Raw genomic sequence first — 23,712 nt, forward strand, 5'->3', positions numbered from 1 at the left:
TGCGAATGCCATAAATGAACTAATAAACAATATTCTGCAAAAATGATTTGATTACATCCATATCCTATCTGCAACCTTTTATTAATCATTGTTAAATCTTAGGAAAAATAAATTAAAATGTATAAATTTTGCTATATCTCAAACGGTCGTCTAAAGAATCTGAGGTATTATCATATACACAAATAAAACTGTAAATAATAATGGAAAAATAATGGTATAATAAAAAAGTACCTCATGCTAAACATAACGATAATTTAGCTGCATGCTAAAAAACTAATACTAAATAAACTATTACTTATCATGATACAAATTCTAATTAACTTTAATACAAATCAGTCATATATTGATTTTATAACTTAGAATAACATTACACAGTACTTAAGTATCTTCTATGGGTTTATAGAGGTTTATAGAGAATTTTCATGTTATACCACTATCAATACATGAGTCATTGTAACTAAGCGATACAAAAATATATAAAGACAAGACAATGAGATATAATAATTATTATATCTCATTGTCTTGTCTTTCATACTAAATATTAAAATATTAAAATGTGCCGGTTAAGCTACAAGAAAATTTCCAATTTTCATGCCCAGAAGTGCTGGGAATAATTGATTCAAATACAGATACAGAAATATTATTACTCAGTGTGTATACCATCCCGTTCTTTAAAATAGTAGAAGTTTTTGGTGAGATATTACGAATACTAAGACGGCTGGTTTCATAAATACTAGAATTTGATATTAAATCATTCTCCTTCAGGATATGCTCTATTTTAATTCCACAGAGCCATATCAGGTGACGTACGATTGATACTCGAATATCAGCTCCAAGATCTCCTCTGGCATTGCCATGATTAATCTTATTATAAGATACAGGAAGAGTAATCATATTATCTTCCTGGTATGCATTACGAGAAAAATGGTTATAACGTAAACCTGTATGCCAGAAAAATAAAACAGATTGACCAAGAATAGGATTACCCCCTCCCCATTCTAAAGATGAACTAAATCCATTGAGCGTGCTATTACCTTGACCATATTCAGTATGAGGTAACGCAAATCGTTCAATATCAGCTTCATACTGGCTAAAAGATACAGCCGGACGAAAATAAAATTCTCCGAATCGCTTAAAAGCATGCCAATCAGCATATAACCCCAAGCCAAGATTGTTTCCATTCATTTTGTAACTATTAGGAAAATAATTAGATAGCGGACGTGTAATAACACCCCCTAGAGAAAATCTTTCTGTTACTCCATATCCTAAATTGACTACAGGTATGACGTTTTTCGCCATAAATGCTGCAGGTTTAGTATAGATTAACCAGCATAAGCGATTATTACCAGCAACACATCCTTGCTGTAAATTAGTTAACGTATGTTCTTGTGATTTAATTAATGTAAAAGCATCAGTAGAAACTTGGTTAATAGCAGAACGGGTATTAATTGCATCAACCAAAAATGGTTTCATCATATGCATATTTTTATCTTCAATTAATCTTTTAGAGCTTACAGAGTCAAGCTGTAAGAGATCAGAAGCCTCTCGCGGTACTCTAAATAAAAACGGATGTTTGACTATATCGTCTGCATCAGATTCTCCAAAAGCAATCTTTCCGTTAGGAGAAAAAGAAAAGATCTCAGAAGATCCAGAGAGATCATTTTTTAATGTACCTAAATCAATTTTATTTTTCCAATCCTTGCCAGACCAAATAATTGCATGACATACAGAACCATTTCCATTAATACTGGAGTATCCGCCTGCTATGAGACCATCAGGAGAAAGAGATAAGACTTTTGATTCTCCAGAGGCGCTACTACTTAGTGTGCCTAAATGAACTTGTTTTACCCAATTATCACCTAACCAAACAGTAGCTTGAGGAATGTTTTTTTCATTAATTCTGAACCCGCCTGCGACTTTTCCATCAAAAGATAAAGCCAATACCTCAGATACGGAATTATTAAATAATTTATCAAAAATACTATCAGAAGATGATCCATCCACAATAGTCTTTTTTCCCCAGTTAGCACCAGACCAGATAATCGCATGCGAAGCATGCCTATTGCGGCTCATATATCCACCAGCTACTTTTCCATCACCAGATAACACTGATACCCCAGAGTATATAGGATATTTGGCATGTTCTATATCCATTCCGACATTAGTATAAGTCCCCCAATGATCGCCAGACCAAATCGCGCCCGTGAGTAAATCTTTATCATTCGCACTAGAGTGACCTCCTGCTATTTTTCCATCAGCAGACAAAGATGATACTTCAGAAACTATAGCATGATTCGATCTCTGACTATCTATATCGGTTGCTATTTTCCAGTTATCTCCAGACCATATCACTGCATGGCGCGAATCTGTATTAACAGGAGTAGAATAACCTCCTGCTATTTTTCCATCAGTAGATAAAGCTAATATACTTGCCATGCCTGTATTATCAGATTTTAATGTGCCTAATTTAGTTGGATGAGCCCAGGACAAACCAGACCAAACAGACGCTTGCCTCTGGTACTCTTGAATAGAAGAGTACCCTCCTGCCACCTCTCCATTAGAAGAGATGGCATATACTACATGAGACTCAGGATCAGCATGAGATGCTAATTGTGTTTTTAATGCATCATCGACAGATTCCTCTTTAGGTAGTATGGGTATAGTCACAGCAAAAACTAAAGAAATTGTACTAAAAAAAAATAACACATAGAAAATATAATGAATGTACTTACAACATACACTGATTATCATATTGGAAAATTTCATAAAACATAATGCCCTTCGAGAAAGCCTAGTAAAATCTATATTACGTAGATTTATTAACTACTATTTAATAATCCCTATTTGATGTTCGTATATCAAATAAATAAAATGAAAATATATATGCTATTTTTATTCAAAAAATTCAGAATCTAATCTAAATTATTAAAAATTAACCAATAAAATCTAGTATGATCTAGTATCATACTAGATAAAATAATAGTGAAAAAATTAAATAAAATATATTAATTGAAATATGTACTAAATAGCTTTATATAACATATAATTAAAAATTTTATTTTAAATTTTTACTATATTAATTATTAATATTTTATCTTTATTATTACTGAAAAAAATTTAAGTAACCAGTACTATTAAATCTGTATGTTTCTTTTAATAAAAAACTAATATAATTTTAATATCAGATAATAATAGTACAATTTAAGTCATAGTCTTTATAATAACATCTATGTAAGAAATATTACCCTTATATCAGAAATATTGCCTATTCTATCTCATATAAATAAAATAAATAAAAATAAATATATTGCATTTAATAATCACAAATAGTAATTCTTATAAAATATATCATTGGTATTAGTAAAAACTACAAAGCCAAAGTGACTTATAAATAGTAATCTTTTAATGTTAGTTTTTAGGAAAATTTATAAAGTAGATACTAAAGTAGTAAATGTTAAACTAATCATTCAACATTTTAGAATACCCTCTAAGTCAAATCTAGTTGTAATAATCATTATACTTTATACTTTATATTGTATTTATAATTTCATTATAAATACAATATAAATAATTTATAGTTATAATATTTATTATAATTACTAGATGATAAATAATAGATAAGAATATTAAACATCATTTATAATTAAGATTATATTATTTACAATATAATCTTAATATGTTTAAATATCATATTCGGCCATATAATCTAAAAAATATATCACGCAGTTAATTCTATAATAATATTATATATCGCACATACAATATAAATATGACAAATATTTACTTATTTTAAAAATCAGATATATTATATAATAAAAGGATAGAGCTTAAAATGTTAATAACTATTAAAATCAAATTTTAACATATAATTATAGTGTTTCTTACAAAATTAATGATCTTGATAGCAATAATTGTCTCGTGATTATTAAAAATTAGTCAATCAAGTAGTTATGCATGTCGTATCCATTACGGTAATATAGTACAGATCACCAGATACCTTGCTATCTTAAATTTTAAAATTATTACACTTAAAATCAAACCAATTATATTCAAACTATCAATATAAATTATAAATATTATAGCCTAAATATACATATTATTCACGTCTCTAAGATCTATATGTTTTAATGTGTTATAATTTTTCTTTAATGTAACTACTACCGCACTAGTTCTTAGGTATACAAAACATGTCCACATATCTTTTTACGTCCGAATCAGTATCCGAAGGGCATCCTGATAAAATTGCTGATCAAATTTCTGATGCTATACTAGATGCCATCCTTGAACAAGATCCACAAGCCAAGGTAGCCTGTGAAACATATGTAAAAACAGGCATGGTTATGGTTGGCGGTGAAATATCTACTACCGCCTGGGTAGATATCGAGGAAATTACTCGACAAAGCATTCGAGATATTGGCTATATTCATTCTGATATGGGGTTTGATGCAAACTCCTGTTCTGTGCTAAACGCTATTGGTAAACAATCACCCGATATTAATCGAGCCATTAATCGATCCAATCCAATTGAACAGGGGGCTGGTGATCAGGGATTAATGTTTGGATATGCAACCAATGAGACGGATGTCCTGATGCCAGCACCAGTGACTTATGCGCATCGACTAGTGCAGCGACAATCTCAAGTTCGAAAAAATGGCACATTACCCTGGCTTCGTCCAGATGCAAAAAGTCAGCTCACATTTCAGTACGAAGATGGAAAGGTTGTTGGTATTGACACAGTTGTATTCTCCACTCAACATTCAGAAGACATCTCACAAAGAGATATTCAAGAGGCGGTACTAGAAGAAATCATCAAACCTGTCCTGCCAAAACAATGGCTTCACAACACTATAAAGTACTATATTAACCCCACTGGTCGCTTTGTTATCGGCGGCCCAATGGCTGACTGCGGATTAACTGGTCGTAAAATTATAGTAGACACTTATGGAGGCATGGCTCGTCATGGTGGTGGAGCGTTCTCTGGCAAGGACCCCTCCAAAGTTGATCGATCTGCTGCATATGCAGCAAGATATGTTGCAAAAAACATTATTGCTGCCGGACTTGCCAAAAAATGTGAGATTCAAATTTCTTATGCTATAGGTATCCCTGAACCAACCTCAATTATGATAGAAACATTTGGTACCGAAAAGATAAAAAATCAAACACTGATTCAATTAGTACGAAAAATCTTTGACTTAAGACCATACGGTCTTATTCAAATGTTAAACTTGCTTCGCCCAATTTATCGTGAAACCGCTACTTATGGTCACTTTGGTCGTGAACAGTTTCCATGGGAAAAAACTGATAAAGCTATTCAGCTACGAGAAGAAGCTGGTCTAAAAAGACTTACTTCAATAGAATAAATTGTTAAATTTCTGATACTTGTTAAAGTTAAAATTTATATACATTTTAGAAATTTTCAAACTTAAAAATATATCCATATCTAAATAGTGAACTCATTATTATATTTACAGTGTGTCACATAGAATATGTACAGCAGTGAATCTATATCTGAAATGAATAATAAAAATAATGAAGATAAACATTCTATTAAAAACACATTCTATCAAAAATATTAGAATGCTTTAGCATCTTACAATTACATAACAATTTCAGGGAATACACATATACCATAACATAAACTATACTGCGCATATATGTACATATAACGCAAAATTATTAATATAAAGACCATTATCCATTATACCTACATGGGCGTTTCTTTAAAAAGAACAAACAGGAGAGTACATGAAATGCACTGTTCGGATTGGTAACTTAGAAAAATATAAACATACCTGTATTGTTATAGGAATTTTTGCATCTCGACGACTATCCCCAATTGCTGAAAAATTAGATAAAATTAGTGACGGTTACATTCGTTCTGTAATAATAAATAGCTCAATGCAAGGAAAAATTGGACAAACTCTGTTATTACATCATGTGCCAAAAATTTTTTCTAAATGTATTTTATTAATTGGATGTGGTAAGAAACGAGACATCAACCAAGAAAATTATAAAAAAATCATTTACAAAACTATTCAAGAATTAAACAACTCAGGGTTCACAAAGGCCATCTGTTTTCTTACTGAAACACCAGTTCATATTAAAGGCTGTAACGTATACTGGAGAATACGTCATGCCACAGAAGTGACTCATGATGCAGTATATAGCTTTAATCAATTAAAAAATAAAAAAAAATTACCAACGTCCTCATTACATAGTGTCATCTTTAGTCTCTCTAAAAACAGTGAACTCAGTATTGGAACGCATGCTATAACACACGGTTTAGCTATCGCAGCTAGCATCAAAATAGCAAAAGATATTAGTAATATGCCACCAAATATCTGCAATGCTTCTTATCTTGCTACACAAGCGCGTCAGTTATCCGAAGAATGGAGTCAAAAAATTACTACTTATTCAGTTGGAGAGAAAGAGATGACCGAGTTAGGCATGAATGCTTATCTCGCTGTTGGTCATGGATCACGTAATGAGTCTATAATGTCAGTGATTAAATATTCCGGCGCTTTAGATCCAAAAACTAATCCTATCATCTTAATTGGAAAAGGGGTAACCTTCGATACTGGTGGCATTTCACTTAAACCAAGCGAAAATATGGATGAAATGAAATATGATATGTGTGGTGCAGCATCTGTGTATGGCGCTATGCGTGTAGCTGCTGAGCTTAATTTACCACTTAACATCATTGGCATTATGGCTGGCTGTGAAAACATGCCAGGTAGCTACGCTTATCGACCAGGAGATGTGGTGACTACCTTGTCCGGACAAACGGTGGAGGTATTAAATACTGATGCTGAAGGTCGATTAGTATTGTGTGATGTATTGACATACATTGAGCGTTTTCAGCCCAACACAGTAATCGATATAGCTACATTAACGGGTGCTTGTGTTGTGGCATTAGGGCATCACATGAGCGGATTATTTTCTAACTATAATCCACTAGCGAATGAACTAAGAGCTGCAGCAGAACAAACTGGAGATCACATTTGGAGACTGCCAATTACAGAACAATATCAACAACAATTAGACTCTAGTGTTGCTGATATAGCTAATATTGGCAAGAAATATGCTGGAGCTATTACCGCAGCTTGTTTTTTAGCACGTTTTGCTCATAAGTACCATTGGGCACACCTAGATATAGCCGGCACTGCATGGCACTCTGGGCGCACAAAAGGAGCTACCGGTCGACCAGTAGCTTTATTATCTCAGTTTTTAATCAATCGCGCCAATCGTGTAATCAGATCTTCCTAGGATTCTTTTAGAATGAATCTACAATACACACACGAGACATATGTAATCCATACAGTGAATTCTAGAACATTGTGATACTAGACAATTTCTTTTCTTCTAATCTAATTGTTTTTAGTTTTATAATCTAATTGTTTTAGATTGATTGAAAGATTTTACTCACTATCACCCTTGATAACTACATTATTGGACGTTTGAAGAATATATTCTGATGAAACATGCAAGCTTCTATCTTTTAGCACCCAATCAACAATTATCTACCATCACCACACAAGAAGAATTAATTTGTAGCTTAGTTTACAAAACATGGCATTATAAAAATAAACGTGTATTAATCGCCTGCAAAAACAAAAAACAAGCGATTCAGCTAGATGATATGCTCTGGGAAAACTTACCTTATTCTTTTATACCTCATAATATAGCAAATGCAGGACCAAAACATGGCGCACCGATAGAACTTACATGGGAAGATTTTTGCTCTAATAAAAAATACGATGTAGTCGTTAATCTACTCACAAAATGTTCTAATTATATACTATCTTTTTGTGAAATAATAGATTTTGTACCACTAGAGGAGTCATCTAAAAAATTAGCACGCGAGCGTTACAAACAATATCGAAACCAAGGGTTTAAATTAAATACTATAAAACTATCTCAGCCTCAAATTAAATATCATTAGATAACAAAGACTATATGTCTTTAATAAAGACCATGGTAAACCATCAAATATGATCGATTATAAATTATATACTAAGAGTACACTGTGTTTTTATGCGATTATTTTAATACAATCAATCAAAAATTATTCGCATGTAACACTAGTCAAATGTTACATACCAATATACTCTATCATTTTAAGTTTTAAACTATGTTTATAGTTATAGAGGAATAAATGCAATACCCAATTAATGCAATATTCCAAACTTTACAAGGAGAAGGTGTTTATGTGGGCGTTCCATCAATATTCATACGCCTGCAAGGATGCCCAATTGGCTGTCAGTGGTGTGATACTAAATATACGTGGGATAAAATATCTCATAAAGAAATACCATGGCAATCGATCCCCTTGAAAATTTCAAACAACAACTCATGGGGATCAGCTGATACCACGGAAATTCTAAATACTATAATCAGACTAGGCTGGACAGCAAAGCATGTTGTAATAACTGGTGGTGAGCCATGTCTTTATGATCTACGACCACTAAGTGCTGCTTTGCAAGCTACTGGATTAACTTGTCAAATAGAAACTAGCGGAACACATGTTGTGCTATGCTCTGTGGAAACTTGGGTTACAGTCTCTCCAAAAATCAAAAAAAATAAAAACTATAATCTATTATATCAAGCCTTAAAAAGAGCTGATGAAATTAAACACCCGGTTAGTCGCCAACGTGATATTGATGCATTAATTAACTACATTAAAAAAATTACAGATGAGAAAAAACGAATTATTTCGTTACAACCCATTAATCACATAGCCAGCGCTACCCAGCTCTGTATTAAAACTTGCATCCAGAAAAACTGGCGTCTATCAATGCAGACACATAAATATATAGATATTCCTTAATTTGATAATCTAAAAATCAAACCTAACTTTTTTATATTCTATGCAATAATTTTGCTTAAAGCTACGCAATAACCTAAAAAATCATCTGTAATGACGTTACATGTGTTATCTTTTTAAATATATTTAAGACTATGCGTTAAGCATATAATATCCTACATAATGTTTTTATACTATAGATTGATATCTAATGTTATTTTATAGCATCTAATTAAAATTAAATCATAGGAAAAAGCTAAAAAAACATGATTCAAAATCAGTAGCAAATACATTATTATTTTCACTATATTATATCTACTAAAATATCAAGAATAACAAACCTGAATTTTATAATAAAATGCTATAAACATAGGCTGGCAATTTTGTGTATGATATTATATAAAAAATAATAACCTTTAAATAGCTCAACTATTTGATCTTTTTCTTTAATATTATATACAATATTATATACGATATATACATCCAGAATTACAGGTTTCTTGCACTGTAACTGCACTAAGAGCAGGAAGTATTGGTTTAATTTTTTGACAAATCCAGACAGCTAATACTTCACTTGTTGGATTTTCAAGGCCTGATATCTGATTTAAATTAGCATGGTCCAGCTGAGTGTAGAGTGGGTGAAATGCAAGCTTGATATCAGAAAAATCCATTACCCAACCAGTACGCGGATTAATTTCTGCACTCACTTCTAGGCGAACTACAAAAGAATGCCCATGCAAATTACCGCACTTGTGACCATTTGGGACATAAGGTAAATAATGTGCAGCTTCAAATTTAAAATCTTTAAATAATGTTATCATTATACCACCTAACTTGATAAAAGTTTATTAATAACTATTAACAGATACAATGTTTTCTTAAGTATGCTTTAGAATATTTTACACAAACTATTTGCCTCACATAAGATAGAACGTGCTAACCTCATCATTTATAACTATAACTACTAATGCATTATCCATAAAATATTTATCTCCACTCTAATTAATATGTTACTAACTATATAATTTTATCATCTATTTAAATTGTTACATAATTAAACTATACATTTATCCACATACTTCATAAAGATTCTGACTAATAAGATAAAATCTTGTATCTCGATTCTTTTTTTTATCCTTTAAAAAATAACCTAAAGACATTAATCAGGACACTCCTAATAAAGGAAGATACTGATTTCTCGTAATCAGAAAGATATTTACTTGTAATATAAGTGCATTTATTTCAGAATAGGCATTCTGATAAAGCATAGTTTTACATAATACTCAAATAACTAATTTTTAAAAAAATCATCGCTTTGTTGATAGAACAATACTTTAAATAATTATTTAACTAATGTTTTATGTAAGTTTAAATAACCCCTATTTATCAGTTTTACGCATTCACCATTACCTTATCGATATCGATCTCTAACTCTGGGATTTTTGATATAATGACTACTAAAGCACCTGTAAAAAATATACTACCCATCGAAGCAGAAAAGCTATCTCATGTACAATCTGCTACAGATGATTGTACAGTGGCTCAACTAGCCTGGCTATCTGGCTATTTTTGGGGGAAGATGCACCAAGAAAAAAACAATTACTCTAACACCAAGTTAACACCCACCCAACCTCAATCTGTGACAATCATATCTGCCTCACAGACTGGAAATGCCCGTAATCTTGCCGAGAAATTACGTACTGAGTGTTTAATAGCAAAACTAAATGCAAATCACATTCATGCTTGTGATTATAAATTTAAACATATCAGCCGTGAAAAACTGTTGGTTCTAATCACGTGCACACAAGGAAATGGTGAGCCACCTGAAGAAGCAATTGCATTATATCGATTTTTGATATCTAAAAAAGCGCCTACAATGCATGCTCTTGCATTTTCGGTATTTGGATTAGGAGATAGCTCCTATGAACTATTTAGTCAAGCAGGTAAAGATTTTGATAAAAGGCTAGCTGAATTAGGCGGTGAGCGTCTTCTTGATCGCGTGGATGCTGATATAGAATATGCTGAACAAGCTCAGACATGGCGTGCTAAACTTATTCAGATACTAAAAAAACGAGTCCTTCTTAGATCTGACCAAAACGATTATGCGATAAAGGATAATACTAATAAAATTAATTGTATAACTTATACTAAAAATAAACCACTCAAAGCGCGTTTATTAGTTAATCAAAAAATTACCGGACGAGGATCAGAAAAAGATGTACGCCACATTGAAATAGATCTGATGAATTCTAACTTGCGTTATACACCAGGTGATGCCCTTGGTGTATGGTTTGAAAATAACACCTTATTAATACAAGAATTACTAACACTCTTATCGCTTACAGGAGAAGAGATAGTGTCAGTAAAAGGAGACAATCTTCCCATCGCAGAGGCGCTAAAAAAACATTTTGAACTTACCGTTAACACGCCCAAAATAGTCGAAAACTATGCTAAGCTTTCAAAAAGTGAAATCTTATTGAAACAGATTAATAATAAAAATACATCATTACAAAAGTATGCACAAAATACACCTATTGTTGATATGATTCGCGTTTCTAAAAGTCAGATAAGCGCAACAGAACTTATTAGCATACTACGCCCATGCACTCCGCGATTATACTCTATATCATCTTCGCAGGAAGAAAATAAAAATGAAGTACATATTACTGTTAGTGTAATACGCTTTCGTATAGATGGACGTGATAGAGCCGGAGGGGCTTCTAGTTATTTAGCAGACCGTTTAAATATAGGCGATGAAGTACGTATCTTTATTGAAAAAAATGATAATTTTCGTTTACCAAAAAACCCACAAACACCAATAATCATGATTGGAGCCGGAACAGGCATTGCACCATTTCGAGCCTTCATGCAGCAACGTGAATGTGAAGAGTCAACCGGTAAGAACTGGCTATTCTTTGGCAACCCATACTTCACAGAGGATTTTCTTTATCAAGTAGAATGGCAGAGATACATAAAAGATGGTCTACTCACTCGAATAGATTTATCTTGGTCACGTGATCAAAGTCAAAAAATTTACGTACAAGACAAAATCCGTGCTAATGGCAAAGAAGTATGGAGTTGGATTAAAAATGGTTCGCATCTCTATGTATGTGGTTCTGCACATTATATGGCGAAAGATGTAGAAAAAGCATTAATAGACATTATAACAAAATTTGGTTCCATGGATGCAGTGGAGGCTAGTGACTTATTAAGTAATTTACGTATTCAGCGCCGCTATCAGAGAGATATCTACTAATGAGTAATCAAAAATATTCTGGACCGCTATTAATTGAAGGTGAGCTGGTTGATGCTGAACGCATGAAGGCACAAAGTTGTTATTTACGTGGAAGTATTGCTGAAGATTTAAATAATAATGTCAGTGGTGGTTTTGATGGTGACAATTTTTTTCTAATTCGTTTTCATGGGATGTACCAACAAGATGATCGCGATCTTCGCGCGGAACGAGCAGAACAAAAGCTAGATGCAAAACATGCCATGATGTTACGTTGTCGCTTACCAGGTGGTGTTATTACCGCAGAGCAATGGTTAGCTATAGATAAATTTGCTACAGAAAATACTTTATATGGCAGCATTCGTTTAACTAATCGCCAAACTTTTCAATTTCATGGTATTTTAAAAAAAAACCTAAAATTAGCACATAAAATACTTAATAGCATGGGCTTAGATTCACTAGGTACTGCTAATGATGTAAATCGTAATGTGTTATGTAGCTCTAACCCAATGGAATCTATATTCCATCAAGAAGTCTATGAGTATGCAAAAAAGATATCTGAGCATCTACTACCACGCACTAAAGCTTATGCTGAGATATGGCTTGACAAAAAAAAATCAACTACTATTACTGACTCAGAACCCATTTTAGGTAAAACCTACTTACCTCGTAAATTTAAGACCACCTTTGTAATTCCACCGCATAATGAGGTTGATCTGCATGCAAATGATATGAATTTTATTGCCATTATTGAACAAGGAGTCTTAACTGGTTTTAACTTGTTAGTAGGCGGTGGTCTCTCAATAGATCATAATAATAAGACAACTTATCCGAGAACTGCAACTGAATTTGGTTATTTATCTAAACATAACGTTCTTAAAATAGCAGAAGCGGTTATTTCTGTTCAGCGTGACTGGGGAAATCGTACTAATCGCAAAAATGCTAAAACTAAGTACACCCTGGAGCGTGTTAGTCCTCATGTTTTTAAAACTGAGGTCGAAAATCGTTCCGGTGTAACTTTTGAGCCGATACGTCATTATCACTTCGAAAATCGCGGAGATCGTTTTGGGTGGGTACATGGTATAGATGATAAATGGAATCTAACCTTATTTATTGAAAATGGTCGGCTTTTAGATTACCCAAATCGCCCTTTAAAAACTGGTGTAGCAAAAATTGCTAACATTCATAAGGGTTTTTTTAGATTAACCGCGAATCAGAATTTAATTGTATCTGGAGTAACAAAATCAGAAAAAGAAAAAATTGAAACAATAGCGAGATTATATAGTCTAATGGGAAACACGAGCCATCAGCGTGAAAATTCAATGGCTTGCGTTTCATTTCCAACATGCCCTCTAGCCATGGCCGAAGCAGAGCGAATTCTACCAGAATTTGTTACGCATATAGAAACAATTATGACAAAATATGGCGTAGGAGATGAGTATATTGTTTTTCGCATTAGCGGATGTCCTAATGGATGCGCCCGCGCATTGCTAGCTGAAATTGGATTAATAGGAAGATCACCTGGACGCTACAATATGTACCTAGGTGGTAATCGTATTGGCACGCGAATTCCTCGTATATATCAAAAAAATATTAGCATCGAGGATACCTTAAAAATCCTTGATAAATTAATTTATCAATGGTCTAATTTAAGAGAAGCAAACGAAGGATTTGGTGATTTTGCTATTCGAAATAGCCTTATCAAACCAGTAGTAGACCCAGCCAGAGATTTTTGGCAATAACGGAGAAATAGATGGAAATACTTAACCTTATGGAGCTATGCCAGTTATCAAAGAAGGAACGTGCTACAGCACTCAAGAATATTAATCATGAGCTAACTCAGCTCCAATCTGAAGATCGTATTAAATGGGGGCTAGAAAACCTACCAGGAGAAGCTGTGTTAACATCTAGTTTTGGTATACAGTCAGTGGTTAGTTTACATCTAGTCACGCAACAAAAAACTGATATATCAGTAGTTCTTACTGATACTGGTTATTTATTTCCAGAAACCTATCAGTTTATTGATCATTTGACCGAAAAAATGCAACTAAAATTACATGTATTTCGGTGTTTGCAAAGTCCAGCTTGGCAAGAATCAAGATACGGTAAGTTGTGGGAGCAAGGCATAGAAGGCATTGAAAAATACAATCAAATCAACAAAATAGAACCTTTAAAACGTGCAATTAAAAAATTAAACGCAAAAACCTGGTTTGCAGGTCTGCGCCGTGCTCAAGCAAGTACTCGCGCAAATCTACCAATTCTAACGATTCAGCATGGTATTTTTAAGCTACTTCCGATTATTGACTGGGATGATCGAAAAATTTTTAATTATATTAAAAAATACAATCTCAATTACCATCCTTTATGGAATTGTGGTTATGTGTCCGTTGGAGATGTTCATACTACCAGAAAACTAGAAATAGGAATGAAAGAAGAAGAGACTCGATTTTTTGGTTTAAAAAGAGAATGCGGCTTGCATGAAGATTAAAAATTTATTGATGATGATTTAGGTAACATTAGACATAATACTTTCATAATAGTCTTGAGTGCGGTATATTATATTTAAAAATAATATATACACTCTGTTATATTACTTTAGATAGTTTAATATTTTCTAGCTAACAATTCCACGGTCAGCAATAGTTCAGTAAACTGAAATTTCTAAAAACATACTACAATTAACAAAAACATAGAGATCCATATTAGATATTGAATTTTTGAAAACTGTTTCTCCAAAATGCTTAGTATATCTCCAGGATGCTTGGTATAATAAAAATATATATTTATCACAGATTTATTATTGATACTCGATAAAGCAATAAATATCCGATATTATAAAGTAAATAAAAATGCTAAAATATAAATATTACACAATATTCTAGATCTATAAACAATACAAATAATACTAGTGTCATTAATGTTTAATACATTAAACTTTATGTCTTATTTTTAGACATTGTTTACATATAAATTATTAAATTAATATAAACTGCTTATATTAAAATTAATATTTTATTAATGCAAATAATATTGGCGTAACACTCCTTAATTATCTTTTCTATAAACGCTTATAAGTATGCTATCGATGATATGCATACTCAAGATAATGCTCAAAAAAATTTTATATATTGTTACAGTTTCTAACCTAAAACCACTCAAATGTCATAAAATAATTTCCAATAAGATAGATAATCATCCTATTAAATAAATATAATTTATTTCGTTATTTACGATAAATACTAAATTTATAAATATAATATTTTTATATTAATAAATTTTTAGTATTACTAGTATGCCCAAGATAACTATTCAACTATAAAATCACTATATTTAATACTTAATAACACTTAATGTTCTATGAAAATCTAAAATTAGAATACTTCTTTTTTACTACATTATGTTAAACTTATTTTATAATGACTTATTTTAAATAGTAATTTTATTACACTTTAAAATAGCACATATACTCCTGTATCAGCTTATGTTATTATGAAGGTTCATGTGGATTATTTACCTATTTTTGCTAATCTAAGACAAAAGCCAGTACTAGTAGTGGGCGGTGGTCAAACAGCGGCACGAAAAATTCAACTACTAACTCAGGCTGGAGCTAATGTACGGGTTGTGTCTTGGAAATTATCTAAAACGCTATTAGATATGTTAGCAACAAATCACCTACAATGGATAGCAAAAATTTATCATCCTAACCAACTTGAACAAGTTTTTCTAGTAATTGCTGCCACAAATGATTCTCAACTAAATAGCCGAATATATCAAGATGCTACTGATCGATATCTTCTAGCCAATGTAGTGGACGAACTGCCAAACTGTTCTTTTATTTTTCCTTCTATTATTGACCGCTCCCCGGTAGTTATAGCCATTTCATCTGGCGGAACAGCTCCTGTGCTATCACGATCATTACGTGAAAAAATAGAATCTTTACTACCAGCTCATATCGGGCAAATGGCAAAAATAGCAAATCAGTGGCGTAGTAAAGTTAAAAAACGTTTTTATATACTGTCGGACCGTCGTCATTTTTGGGATAAAGCTTTTAACGGTTTATTCTCTAGTTACATAGCCTCTGGCAATATAGATGAGGCTAAACGTGTCTTAGATCGCCAGTTAGGTGATATAAACGTATCACTAGGTGAAATCATTCTAGTAGGCGCTGGACCAGGTAGCAGCGGACTGCTAACTTTACGTGGATTACAGGTGATGCAGCTAGCTGATGTATTATTATATGACTATTTAGTCAGTGATGAAATCTTAAACTTAGGTCGACGAGATGCCGAGCGCATCTGCGTAGGAAAGCGTGCTAATGCTCATAGCATTTCGCAAGAAAATATTAACCATATGTTAATAAAATTAGCTAAACAAGGTAAAAGGGTAGTTCGTTTAAAAGGTGGCGACCCCTTCATCTTTGGTCGTGGTGGCGAAGAACTGCAAGCGGCAGCATTAGCTGGCATTCCATTTCAGGTTGTACCTGGCGTCACTGCTGCGATTGGCGTTACTGCATATGCTGGCATTCCATTGACACATAGGGACTATGCACAGAGTGTTTTATTTGTCACCGGACATTGCCGCGACAACGGGACAGTCATCGACTGGTCAACACTATCTAACTCTGATCAGACGTTAGTGATTTATATGGGCTCTATAACTGCAGATCAAATTTCTCACCAATTAATTAGACATGGTCGTGATCTAACAACACCTGTAGCTGTTATTAGCCGGGGAACGCATCCAGATCAGCAGGTTAAAACCGGAACATTACAAAACCTATTCGAACTCACACAACATACCTCCGCTCCAACGTTATTAGTTATAGGAGCGGTAGTTAATCTGCACCAACAACTAGCATGGTATCAAAATTCTAAAAAAATACATGGATAACATGTCTATATATTCTAACTTTTCTCAAGGGCATATTATGGATATAAAAAAACTAACCTATCTACGTCAATTAGAAGCGGAAAGTATTTATATTATCCGCGAGGTTGTAGCAGAGTTCGCTAATCCAGTAATGTTGTATTCTATCGGAAAAGATTCATCAGTTATGTTGCATTTAGCACGTAAAGCCTTCTACCCAGGTACCATATCATTTCCTCTGTTACATGTGGATACTGGATGGAAATTTCGCGAAATGTACGAGTTTCGTGATCATACTGTAAAAGAACTAGGTATAAAACTATTAGTTTATCGTAACCCAGCAGGAGAAAAAATAAAAATTAATCCATTTGAGCATAATAGTACACAATATACAGATATTATGAAAACTGAAGGCCTCAAACAAGCTATAGATAAATATAGCTTTGATGCAGCTTTCGGAGGGGCCCGCCGTGATGAAGAAAAATCACGCGCTAAAGAACGTATTTATTCTTTTCGCGATCGCTTTCATCGATGGGACCCTAAAAATCAACGCCCAGAGTTATGGAATAACTATAATGGAATCATTAATCAAGGTGAAAGCATTCGTGTATTTCCGCTCTCTAACTGGACTGAAATAGATATCTGGGAATATATTTTTATTGAGCATATCAAAATTGTTCCATTATATTTAGCAGCTCTTCGTCCAGTTCTACAACGTAATGGCATAATTATAGTAATTAATGATAATCGAATAAACTTAAAACCTAATGAGATCATTGAGAAACGCATGGTGCGGTTTCGAACCCTGGGCTGCTGGCCGCTAACTGGAGCAGTAGAATCAACAGCAAATACAGTACCTGATATCATCTCAGAAATGCTTCTTAGTAAGAGCAGCGAGCGAAAAGGTCGTATGATAGACTGCGATCAAACTAGCTCTATGGAACTAAAAAAACGACAGGGTTATTTTTAAGGAAATTTTATGACCAATTTTATTACAATAGATAACCTCACTCAAAAAAATTCAGAAACATACGTACATAAAGAAAAAAACCAAAGCCTATTGCGATTTCTTACATGTGGCAGTGTAGATGATGGTAAAAGTACACTTATCGGGCGATTATTACATGATACAAAACAAATTTATGACGATCAGTTACTATCATTAAAAAATGATAGCAAGCGCCATGGGTCTCAAGGAGATGAACTGGATCTAGCATTTTTGGTAGATGGATTACAGGCTGAGCGCGAACAAGGTATCACTATTGATGTTGCATATCGCTATTTTTCTACTAATCATCGTAAATTTATTATCGCTGATACTCCGGGACATGAGCAATACACGCGCAATATGGCAACTGGCGCTTCTACTTGTGATCTGGCTATCCTGCTGATTGATGCGCGCAAAGGAATTTTACAACAAACCCGACGACATAGTTTAATTGCTACACTTTTAGGCATTAAACACTTAATCGTGGCTATTAATAAAATGGACTTGGTCTATTACAAAGAAGATATTTTTCAGGCAATTCAGAGAGATTTTGTTAATTTTTCAACTAAACTGCCTTCTATCGTTGATATTCACTGTATACCTATATCTGCTTTAAAAGGTGTAAATGTAACTGGAGCCATTGGTCAAATACATTGGTATAAAGGCTTAACTCTTTTAAAGCTACTAGAGACTATTGAAGTTCATCGCGAAATCATAAAACAACCCATGCGATTTCCAGTACAATATATTAATCGTCCAAATTTTGATTTTCGTGGTTATTCTGGCACACTTTCTTCTGGAGTGTTGAAAGTCGGGCAATTAATAAAAGCCATGCCAAGTGGCATACAATCCAATATATCTCGTATAGTGACATTTGATGGTAATCTAGATTATGCTATTGCGGGAGAAGCGATTACCATAGTATTACAAAACGAAATTGATATTAGCCGCGGAGATCTTCTAATAGATGCAGATGATACATTAATACCAGTCCGATCTGCTAGTATAGATATAATCTGGATGGCAACAAAACCCCTTATTCCGGGCAATATTTTTAACATAAAAATCGCTAATAAATTAACTTCCATGCGTATTGATAAAATTTGTTACCAGATAAATATTAATAACTTTACGCAGCACGCTAGTAAAGAGCTTTCATTAAACTCGATAGGTCGTGTAGATGTTATATTTGACGAAATGCTTCCAGTTGATGTTTATGAAAAAAATCAAGTAACTGGTTCAATTATTATTATCGATCGTCTCAGTAACGCTACTGTAGGAGCCGGTATGATACGTCAAGTATTATCAGACAATATCAACACCAACGGCATCAACTATGAGTCTTTCGAGATAGAGCTAAAAGCTCTGATACGTCGTCACTTCCCACATTAGAACGCATCTTATATTACAACATGGGCGAAAAATGACACAGGATCAGAAAAATATAATATGGCATGATCATCCAATTAATCGCGTATCTCGAGAGATACTACATGGTCATCAAGGTATAGTTTTATGGTTTACTGGTCTATCTGGTTCTGGCAAATCTACCATAGCAGGATCAGTAGAAGAAAAACTATATCAGATAGGTGTTAGCAGTTATTTGCTTGATGGGGATAATTTAAGACATGGTTTATGCAGAGACCTTGGTTTTGATAAGCCTGATCGTTATGAAAATATCCGAAGAATTGGTGAAGTAGCTAAACTTATGGTAGATGCTGGGTTAATTGTCCTGACTGCGTTAATTTCCCCTTATCGCGCCGAACGTCAAATGGTGCGTGAAATGTTAACAGAAGAGAAATTTTTAGAGATTTTTGTCGATACACCTTTCGACATATGTGAGGCACGCGACCCAAAAGGTTTATATCAGAAAGCACGTAGTGGAGCAATACGATACTTTACTGGTATTCATTCAGAATATCAAATTCCACTCCAACCTGAAATACGACTAAATGGTGAATACAAGGTGTCACATCTATCTGAGCAAGTATTAGAGTTTTTGCGTTCAAAAAAGGTTCTCACAACTTAAAATAATAATTTATTATATATTTTTCGAGAGATTCAAAAAATAATTTCTTATGAGTTTTATCATACTTTAGTTGTATATCTCCTAGAGCGCAAAAATAAAAGATTTTATATTGTTAATTTTTACAATTTCGAAAGACAACAGCTATTGCTAAAAATAGTGACAATAATGCAATATAGAAAAATGTTGAATAGAGAGGCATTGTGGATAAATTAATATTATTATTACTAGTTCTGTTAAGTTGGCTACAATATTCTCTTTGGTTGGGAAAAAATGGAATAAATAGTTTTCATCATATTAACAGCGATCTAAAACTACAAAAAGAATACAATTCTCTGCTTAAAGAAAGGAATGAAAAACTCTTATCGAGAATCAATGATTTAAATAAATCTGATGACATTCTGAAAGATCCAAATACTAAATAAACGCTAGATATATAAAAATAAATTCTATATAACCTTATATTATATATTGAAAATATAACATTATTAACATAATTCTGAGACACTAAATTTAGTCTGCAAAAAAAATTACTATTTATGCTTTGATTAAAGATTAAAACTATAAATATGTCACACAATCAGATTAGATTTATATATTTTAAATGAGGCATCATGGAAAATAATACCTCATTAATGGATGTAGTCGCTGTAGTACCTGCTGCAGGAGTAGGTAGTCGCATGCAATCTAAGCGACCTAAGCAATATCTCGTTGTTGCTGGAAAAACAATTCTAGAGCATACTTTAAATGTATTGTTAAAAAATATAGAGATTAAAAAAATAATAGTTGCACTACATCCAGAAGATGTGTACTTTAATCATTTATCAGTAGCTCATAATTTACGCGTTACTACTGTCACAGGTGGCCAGTGGCGTGCGAATTCAGTGTTAGCAGCTCTTCAAGCCGCCCCGCCTGTTCAATGGGTATTGATACATGATGCTGCACGACCTTGTTTGCGATCAGAAGATTTAGAGCGCATTCTCAGTCTTACTTTAAGCAGCAAAATTGGTGGTATTCTAGCGATTCCAGTGCGTGACACCATTAAACAGGCTACAGATGGAAGTAATCAGATTTATGCCAGTATACAGCGTAATTCCTTATGGCATGCATTAACGCCGCAATTATTTCCGTTAAAATTACTATTAAATTGTTTAAAAAGAGCAATTAATTTAGGAAAAAATATTACTGATGAGGCATCCGCACTAGAATTCTGTGGCTATCAACCTGAATTAATTAAAGGACGCAGCGATAATTTAAAAGTGACGTACCCAGAAGATTTAGAACTGGCTGAATCCTATCTGTCTACAAACGTTAATCTACCAGGGAATATCATGCGCATTGGTCACGGTTTTGACATACATGCATTTGGTGGCATTAGGCCACTAATTTTATGTGGTGTTCTAATTCCTAATAGTCAAGGACTTTTGGCTCACTCTGATGGTGATGTGGCTCTTCATGCGCTCACTGATGCATTAATTGGCGCAGCAGCTCTTGGGGATATAGGTACTCTTTTTTCCGACAGCAATCCTCTTTATACAGGGATAGACAGTCGCTTTCTTTTACGTGAAGTTTTTCTACGTATTACAGAAAAAAACTATCAAATTGAAAATATTGATATTACAATCATTGCGCAAATTCCAAAAATTATGCCATATATAACACAAATGCGTATAAATATTTCCAAAGATTTATGTATCAATAGAGATAGCGTGAATATCAAAGCTACAACTACAGAAAAACTAGGATGTATTGGACGAAAAGAAGGCATTGCCTGTGAAGCTGTTTTATTGTTAAAAAAATCTTACACAATTTAAGCAAGATTTTCTACTATAGATCATAAAACCCTAGACTAAAACTATGTATAATATGTGTATACTAAAATTTAAATATTATTTAATCAGTATGGTTGATATTTTTTTAAAAAGATATTTATTAATGATAAAAACCAGAAGTTAGGCATTACAAAAAAATAAATTATCATAATGGATATTAACGATAATTTTATTATATTTATAACTAAAATTAATAATTCTGATCATGTTAGAATTTATGAACACCCAATACTATGCCGCCTTGTTAAGATCTAAAGACTGATTCTAATTTTATAAGATCAGGAAAATCATGTCCTACAGACCGTCTAATAAACATTAATTAATGTACATTGATCTGCTTCTGCCTTATATGTTAAATATTAAAATCACTTTAATTGAATTTTTTTACTTTAAATACTATTTATATATATCTTTCATCTATAATAGCATTAAATAAATACATCATATAATAAATATTTACTTATATATTAAATAAGTAAATATTTTAATTTTTATTGTTTAAATACAAATGACTTGAGTGAAAACTCATGTTTCTCAACATGATCAAAAATACATAACAAACCCAATCAATTAATCCAATCGTAACAGAAGAAAAAGAACAATTTAGTTATCATCTTGTAACGATTATCTATCTTTTTGATTAAAATCATCCAGTTAATTGCATACATTGGATTTTTAAGTAATAATTTTAACATAGGCAGAATTTCTCTCATCTTGCATCCAATTTTCCATTTCTTGGTAAAACTTACGATTAAATAATAAATGATAAGCTTGTTCTTTTTGGATTTCATATCGTTTGTCTATTGTACGAAGATCGAGAATGCGCATTAAATGCCATCCAAATACAGAATGAACAGGCTGACTAATCTGCCCGATTTTAAGATTCTTTAGAATATCTCGATACTCTACATCAAACTTTTCTACTGAGACCCAACCTAAATCATTGATATTACATGATGAGCCGCACTCTTTCAAAAATGTTTCCGCCATTTCATTAAAAGATCTTTTACTATTCACATGCATGGCAGCATGCAATAACTTTTTCTTTGCTTCAGAATTAGACATCATTACTGATGGTTTGAGCAAAATATGATCAGCATGTATCTCAGTTACTAATGACTTATTGTCATCACCACGTATATCATTAACTTTTAAAATATAACAACCTGTACTAGAGTTAATCGGACCGATAATGTCACCTTTATGAGAAAATGCTAAAGATTTAGAAAATAGAGACGGTAGTTCTTGCATTTTTTTCCAACCCATATCAATTTTTTGAATAGGATGTAAGGTGTTAAATTTGAAGATATCTATTTTATTTAAATCTAAACCATTATTAATACTCTGAATTAATTGTTGAATAATTTTTTTTTGGTTAGTCAGTTGTTCTTGTGTTAGATGTACTGGTAATGGAAGAAAAACGCTAGTAAGATTAAAATTAACCTGAGAACGTTTTTGCAAAGATATCTGCGTAGCTAGCGAGTCCACCTCCTGAGGCGGTATAATTAAACGATGTCGCACTTCGTTGTTAATAAATGCCCCTATTATCATATCCTGACGAACCTGTTCGCGATAAGCAACATAGTTTAACCCCTGCTCTACCACATAACTACGTAACTGAGTTATATTTAGTTGATTATTTTTAGCAATATTTAAAATCGCCTCTTCTAGTTGCTCATCATTGACATAAATACCAGACTCTTCTGCTTTTTGTAGTAAAATTGCGTCCATTATTAATTTTTCTAAAACCTGAGAATATAAAATATTTACATGAGGTAAATTTTTACCAGATTTTTGCGCCTGTATTTTTATAGATCGTATTACACTACCCACATCACTATCTAATATTATGTTTTGATTTACAATAGCTGTAATTCTATCTAAAACTTTTGGCGCTGAAAAAACAATTTCAGGCATTAACAATACACCAAGGATTAATAGTTTCCACTTCATCATACTTTATCC

Annotated in this window: 16 protein-coding genes and 1 pseudogene; 14 read left to right on the forward strand and 3 right to left on the reverse strand. The window is 32.9% G+C overall.

What is annotated here, in order from left to right; all coding sequences use genetic code 11:
- Positions 1-549: 549 nt before the first annotated feature.
- A complete protein-coding gene (locus ERCISPPA3004_RS02950) occupies positions 550-2,667 on the reverse strand; it encodes a hypothetical protein (RefSeq protein ID WP_157990593.1) in 2,118 nt (705 codons plus the stop codon).
- A 1,520-nt stretch (positions 2,668-4,187) separates the two neighbouring features.
- Here ERCISPPA3004_RS02950 and metK point away from each other — a divergent pair.
- The 4 genes from metK to queE all read left to right on the forward strand — a co-directional run bounded on the left by metK (position 4,188) and on the right by queE (position 8,827).
- The gene (metK, locus tag ERCISPPA3004_RS02955; protein WP_157990594.1) at positions 4,188-5,360 is read left to right on the forward strand and encodes a methionine adenosyltransferase; all 1,173 of its coding nucleotides are present in this window, start codon (positions 4,188-4,190) and stop codon (positions 5,358-5,360) included.
- A gap of 385 nt (positions 5,361-5,745) precedes the next feature.
- Complete coding sequence (locus ERCISPPA3004_RS02960; protein WP_157990595.1) at positions 5,746-7,266, forward strand: leucyl aminopeptidase; 1,521 nt, start codon at positions 5,746-5,748, stop codon at positions 7,264-7,266.
- Between the two features lie 208 nt (positions 7,267-7,474).
- Positions 7,475-7,942: a DNA polymerase III subunit chi gene (locus ERCISPPA3004_RS02965; RefSeq protein ID WP_157990596.1), complete on the forward strand. Its 468-nt coding sequence runs from the start codon at positions 7,475-7,477 to the stop codon at positions 7,940-7,942.
- A 213-nt stretch (positions 7,943-8,155) separates the two neighbouring features.
- The gene (gene queE / locus ERCISPPA3004_RS02970; RefSeq protein WP_157990597.1) at positions 8,156-8,827 is read left to right on the forward strand and encodes a 7-carboxy-7-deazaguanine synthase QueE; all 672 of its coding nucleotides are present in this window, start codon (positions 8,156-8,158) and stop codon (positions 8,825-8,827) included.
- Between the two features lie 440 nt (positions 8,828-9,267).
- Here queE and queD read toward each other — a convergent pair whose 3' ends face one another.
- The gene (gene queD, locus ERCISPPA3004_RS02975; protein WP_415017143.1) at positions 9,268-9,624 is read right to left on the reverse strand and encodes a 6-carboxytetrahydropterin synthase QueD; all 357 of its coding nucleotides are present in this window, start codon (positions 9,622-9,624) and stop codon (positions 9,268-9,270) included.
- Between the two features lie 629 nt (positions 9,625-10,253).
- Between queD and cysJ the strand changes: the two genes are divergently transcribed.
- From cysJ to ispF, 10 genes and pseudogenes are all read left to right on the forward strand, one after another.
- Positions 10,254-12,059: an NADPH-dependent assimilatory sulfite reductase flavoprotein subunit gene (gene cysJ, locus ERCISPPA3004_RS02980; protein WP_157990598.1), complete on the forward strand. Its 1,806-nt coding sequence runs from the start codon at positions 10,254-10,256 to the stop codon at positions 12,057-12,059.
- Positions 12,059-13,777: an assimilatory sulfite reductase (NADPH) hemoprotein subunit gene (gene cysI, locus ERCISPPA3004_RS02985; RefSeq protein ID WP_157990599.1), complete on the forward strand. Its 1,719-nt coding sequence runs from the start codon at positions 12,059-12,061 to the stop codon at positions 13,775-13,777. Before cysJ ends, cysI begins: the two co-directional genes overlap by 1 nt.
- Positions 13,778-13,788: 11 nt before the next feature.
- Positions 13,789-14,523 carry a phosphoadenylyl-sulfate reductase gene (locus tag ERCISPPA3004_RS02990; RefSeq protein ID WP_157990600.1) on the forward strand — a complete coding sequence of 245 codons (735 nt, stop codon included), beginning with the start codon at positions 13,789-13,791 and terminating at the stop codon, positions 14,521-14,523.
- A 1,013-nt stretch (positions 14,524-15,536) separates the two neighbouring features.
- Positions 15,537-16,925: a siroheme synthase CysG gene (gene cysG / locus ERCISPPA3004_RS02995; protein ID WP_157990706.1), complete on the forward strand. Its 1,389-nt coding sequence runs from the start codon at positions 15,537-15,539 to the stop codon at positions 16,923-16,925.
- 37 nt (positions 16,926-16,962) lie between these two features.
- Complete coding sequence (gene cysD, locus ERCISPPA3004_RS03000) at positions 16,963-17,871, forward strand: sulfate adenylyltransferase subunit CysD (protein WP_157990705.1); 909 nt, start codon at positions 16,963-16,965, stop codon at positions 17,869-17,871.
- Positions 17,872-17,880: 9 nt separating this feature from the next.
- Positions 17,881-19,281: a sulfate adenylyltransferase subunit CysN gene (gene cysN, locus ERCISPPA3004_RS03005; protein WP_157990601.1), complete on the forward strand. Its 1,401-nt coding sequence runs from the start codon at positions 17,881-17,883 to the stop codon at positions 19,279-19,281.
- Between the two features lie 31 nt (positions 19,282-19,312).
- Positions 19,313-19,918, forward strand: coding sequence for an adenylyl-sulfate kinase (gene cysC / locus ERCISPPA3004_RS03010; RefSeq protein ID WP_157990602.1), 606 nt, complete (start codon positions 19,313-19,315; stop codon positions 19,916-19,918).
- A 200-nt stretch (positions 19,919-20,118) separates the two neighbouring features.
- Positions 20,119-20,340, forward strand: a complete 222-nt coding sequence (locus tag ERCISPPA3004_RS03415; RefSeq protein WP_157990603.1) for a septum formation initiator family protein — start codon at positions 20,119-20,121, stop codon at positions 20,338-20,340.
- 189 nt (positions 20,341-20,529) lie between these two features.
- A pseudogene (gene ispD, locus ERCISPPA3004_RS03020) lies at positions 20,530-21,234 on the forward strand (2-C-methyl-D-erythritol 4-phosphate cytidylyltransferase); the annotation flags it as partial.
- Between the two features lie 12 nt (positions 21,235-21,246).
- Positions 21,247-21,729, forward strand: a complete 483-nt coding sequence (ispF, locus tag ERCISPPA3004_RS03025; protein ID WP_232037599.1) for a 2-C-methyl-D-erythritol 2,4-cyclodiphosphate synthase — start codon at positions 21,247-21,249, stop codon at positions 21,727-21,729.
- A gap of 693 nt (positions 21,730-22,422) precedes the next feature.
- On the opposite strand, the gene surA is transcribed toward ispF, so the two are convergent.
- Positions 22,423-23,700, reverse strand: a complete 1,278-nt coding sequence (surA, locus tag ERCISPPA3004_RS03030) for a peptidylprolyl isomerase SurA (protein ID WP_157990604.1) — start codon at positions 23,698-23,700, stop codon at positions 22,423-22,425.
- Positions 23,701-23,712 lie beyond the last annotated feature (12 nt).

This window comes from Candidatus Erwinia haradaeae (genome assembly GCF_900698995.1).
In the GTDB taxonomy this organism is placed as follows: domain Bacteria; phylum Pseudomonadota; class Gammaproteobacteria; order Enterobacterales; family Enterobacteriaceae; genus Erwinia_E; species Erwinia_E haradaeae_C.

Bases quoted from the DNA above. Each gene is read 5' to 3' on its own strand.
- metK (WP_157990594.1), top strand. From the start codon at position 4,188: ATGTCCACATATCTTTTTACGTCCGAATCAGTATCCGAAGGGCATCCT.
- ERCISPPA3004_RS02960 (WP_157990595.1), top strand. From the start codon at position 5,746: ATGAAATGCACTGTTCGGATTGGTAACTTAGAAAAATATAAACATACC.
- ERCISPPA3004_RS02965 (WP_157990596.1), top strand. From the start codon at position 7,475: ATGAAACATGCAAGCTTCTATCTTTTAGCACCCAATCAACAATTATCT.
- queE (WP_157990597.1), top strand. From the start codon at position 8,156: ATGCAATACCCAATTAATGCAATATTCCAAACTTTACAAGGAGAAGGT.
- queD (WP_415017143.1), bottom strand. From the start codon at position 9,624: ATGATAACATTATTTAAAGATTTTAAATTTGAAGCTGCACATTATTTA.
- cysJ (WP_157990598.1), top strand. From the start codon at position 10,254: ATGACTACTAAAGCACCTGTAAAAAATATACTACCCATCGAAGCAGAA.
- cysI (WP_157990599.1), top strand. From the start codon at position 12,059: ATGAGTAATCAAAAATATTCTGGACCGCTATTAATTGAAGGTGAGCTG.
- ERCISPPA3004_RS02990 (WP_157990600.1), top strand. From the start codon at position 13,789: ATGGAAATACTTAACCTTATGGAGCTATGCCAGTTATCAAAGAAGGAA.
- cysD (WP_157990705.1), top strand. From the start codon at position 16,963: ATGGATATAAAAAAACTAACCTATCTACGTCAATTAGAAGCGGAAAGT.
- cysN (WP_157990601.1), top strand. From the start codon at position 17,881: ATGACCAATTTTATTACAATAGATAACCTCACTCAAAAAAATTCAGAA.
- cysC (WP_157990602.1), top strand. From the start codon at position 19,313: ATGACACAGGATCAGAAAAATATAATATGGCATGATCATCCAATTAAT.
- ispF (WP_232037599.1), top strand. From the start codon at position 21,247: ATGCGCATTGGTCACGGTTTTGACATACATGCATTTGGTGGCATTAGG.
- surA (WP_157990604.1), bottom strand. From the start codon at position 23,700: ATGAAGTGGAAACTATTAATCCTTGGTGTATTGTTAATGCCTGAAATT.